Below are 2,671 nucleotides of genomic sequence, written 5' to 3' on the forward strand. Positions count from 1 at the left end.
AAGTGCGAAACGGATAGCGAACAAAAAAAGGGACGCTTAAAGCATCCCCTCGTCCATGTAGCTAAGGTAGGCGTCCTCGGTCAGTATGATGTGGTCTAAAAGCTGTATGCCGATTGCCTCGCAGCCTTTCTTCAACTGGCTGGTCAGGTTGTTGTCCGGCGTGCTCGCCACGGTCGAGCCGGAAGGGTGGTTGTGCGAGAGGATGATTCCCGAGGCATGAGAGACGAGAGCCGTCTGGAGGACGATGCGTATGTCCACCACCGTACTGTTCATGCCGCTGCGTGAGACGCACGAAACGCCCAGCAGTCTGCCTGCGCCGTTCAGGTACATCGCCCAGCACTCCTCGTGGTGCTGCATACAGTCCTCGTAGAAAGTCTTGAGGATGTCGTAAGACTCCTTGGAAGAGTGGATTCTAACTCTCTTGGATGCGTCAGCGTCCTTGTAACTTACGGTGATTTGAGGGAAAGACAGTGTATTCATAATGCAAAAAATTAAAAGTGAAACATTTATTTTTTGCTTTGGGGCACGGGGAAAGAACGGACTTCATGCAAGGCTTTTGCGTGGAATACGACCCGAAGGTGTGGAGATTGTGCGCAAAACCGGCAGGTTCAGCCTTGCTACTTGTCCGTTTTTCCCTGTAGGTTTGCTAAAAAATGAGTGTGGAGCTTGGCTAAAAAATCCGGTGAGTCGAGGGGGTTCTTTTTGCTTCTTTGTCTTTTCCCGCCCACGGCTCACCGAAAGAAAAAGAAGTGCGTCCGAAAATGGGTCAATCCTTTCCCACGGGCGGGTAAAAAAAGAAGTCCGGGCGGATCGCTACCCGTCCCGGACTTCCGGCGATGAAACATAGAGGGGGAATGTTATGGCTTGATTTCCCCCGTTGCGATTAAATTCCCGTCCGAATAATACGCTATCTTCCCGTAGGTAAATCCCATGTCGGGAATGGCTACGAAAGCGATATAGTCCGAATACTCCCTGCCTTTGAGGTTCTTCCCGACAAGGTTGTTGAATATCATGGGGATGCTGCAACCGTCCTCGCTGTAAAGGACGGTTTTCCCGTTCTGTCTGATTTCCTGCTTCATGCCGTTTCTATGAAAAGTGTCCCGTCGATAAGGTACTCCCAATTATTCTTGTGGCTCTCGTCCGTGAAATATTCCTCGCTCTCGCAATACTCGCAATCGTCACGGCACGAGCGGAAGAAGTTTTCCAGACAGTCACGCATGAGTTCCTTGAAATTCCGTGTGTCGGGCGAGCGCATGAAGTCCATGAGGGGCTGCAAGATGATTTCGTCCGACACAACCCCCGTGAAGGGGCATTCGCAAGTGACGGAGATACGGCTCCTGCGTCTTTTCTTGCGGTCTTTCGTCCAATAGACCTTGGGCTTGTACAGCTCCGCATGGAAGTTGTTATAGAGGTAAGCCAGCAAGCGGACGCTCGAAAGCCTTTCGGTCTCCTCCTCGTGTCCGGTATGGAAACGGTAAGCGTATGTGCAACTGTCGTAACAGTAGTTGGTGCAGGCAATGCGGAAAAGGTTGCAGAAGGCTTCGAGTGTGTCGCAGTTCTCGGAAGCATACGGGTAATCGTTTCCCTTGGCAAGCCAGTCGGTATAGGCTTTTTGACGGGCTTCGTCCTCCAGTTCCGCAATGCCGAATAGTGTATAGGTTCTCTGTACGGTTCGCATAAGTTTGAAAATTTGAAAGTTTAAAAATCGGTTTCTTTGCGATCTTTCTTTTCCGCTACGGCTCACGAAAGAAAGTAGCGGGCGGATTTCTCCGCCCTGCCCTTTGTCTTTAGGCTGCAATCTCTTCGGGTTGCGGTTGTTCCTCGGGTTGCGTTACCTTGCGCTCCCTTGCCCGTTCCTGCACTAATAGGACGGCTTTCTTTTCCTCGATGCGCTGGTGACGTTTCTCGTACACCCCGTTGTACTCCCTTTCGATGTTGGCGAGTTCCTCCGGCATGTGCCTGCGTGCGAAGTCAAGCAAGAGGGTCGCCACGGTGTTGTTCCCGTACGCTCCCTTGAAGTTGGCTACAAGGAAGTCCCTGCGGATGATGGTCTTCATCTTTACCGTGAGGTTTCCGATAATCCCCATCTTGTCCTCGTCCGTGATATACGGCTTGTCTTCCGCAATCCCCACGGCTGCGAAGTGTTCCTTCCGGAGCGAGGACAGAAGGAAGAAGTACAGCATCGTGTCTTCATCGGCACTGAACTTGCCGCCCGTGATGTCGGCTTCGAGAATCTGTTTCTTGGTGTCCTCCACCGTGCGTTCGAGTGCGATTTCCTTATTGCGCTTGTCCTGCTTCTCCAATTTCTCCACGGGAGAGAGCGGTGCGGGTGCGGGCGTTCCGTCCGCTGTCTCGGTCTCTGTCACGTTCTCCACGTAACAGAATGTAATCTCCTTCTGCCCGATTTTGGCATAGACGGTGATTTCCCCCGCTCCGCTCCTGCGGGTGATTTCCTCCTCCTGCTCCATGTAGTCCGCCCATTGCTGCTCGTAGCGGGTGCGGGCTTCCCCGTAGCGTTCGGGGTCGTTGAAATTTTCGGCTTTGGGTTCTTTGGGGCAGCTTGGAAAGGCGGTGTACCTGTCAAGGGTCTCCACCTCGTAGCCCGAAGCGGTTAGCCGTTCTACTACCGTCTCGTTGGCGGTGTAGCAGTCACGGCAGAGCGACACCTCCG

General features: G+C 52.9%; 3 protein-coding genes and 1 pseudogene. All 4 read right to left on the reverse strand.

Going from position 1 to position 2,671, the window contains the following annotated elements:
- Nucleotides 1-36 precede the first annotated feature (36 nt).
- A complete protein-coding gene (locus DW640_RS23010; protein WP_009041239.1) occupies nt 37-480 on the reverse strand; it encodes a JAB domain-containing protein in 444 nt (147 codons plus the stop codon).
- A 377-nt stretch (nt 481-857) separates the two neighbouring features.
- Nucleotides 858-1,079, reverse strand: a complete 222-nt coding sequence (locus DW640_RS23020; protein ID WP_009041240.1) for a hypothetical protein — start codon at nt 1,077-1,079, stop codon at nt 858-860.
- Nucleotides 1,076-1,678, reverse strand: coding sequence for a hypothetical protein (locus DW640_RS23025; protein WP_009041241.1), 603 nt, complete (start codon nt 1,676-1,678; stop codon nt 1,076-1,078). Before DW640_RS23025 ends, DW640_RS23020 begins: the two co-directional genes overlap by 4 nt.
- Before the next feature lie 109 nt (nt 1,679-1,787).
- A pseudogene (locus tag DW640_RS23030) lies at nt 1,788-2,671 on the reverse strand (chromosome partitioning protein ParB); the annotation flags it as partial.

Origin of the sequence: Bacteroides sp. AM23-12, from assembly GCF_003434395.1 — a bacterium.
GTDB classification, from domain to species: Bacteria; Bacteroidota; Bacteroidia; order Bacteroidales; family Bacteroidaceae; genus Bacteroides; species Bacteroides thetaiotaomicron.

Excerpts from the sequence above, each read along its gene's own strand:
- DW640_RS23020 (WP_009041240.1), bottom strand. The coding sequence starts at position 1,079 with ATGAAGCAGGAAATCAGACAGAACGGGAAAACCGTCCTTTACAGCGAG.
- DW640_RS23025 (WP_009041241.1), bottom strand. The coding sequence starts at position 1,678 with ATGCGAACCGTACAGAGAACCTATACACTATTCGGCATTGCGGAACTG.
- DW640_RS23010 (WP_009041239.1), bottom strand. The coding sequence starts at position 480 with ATGAATACACTGTCTTTCCCTCAAATCACCGTAAGTTACAAGGACGCT.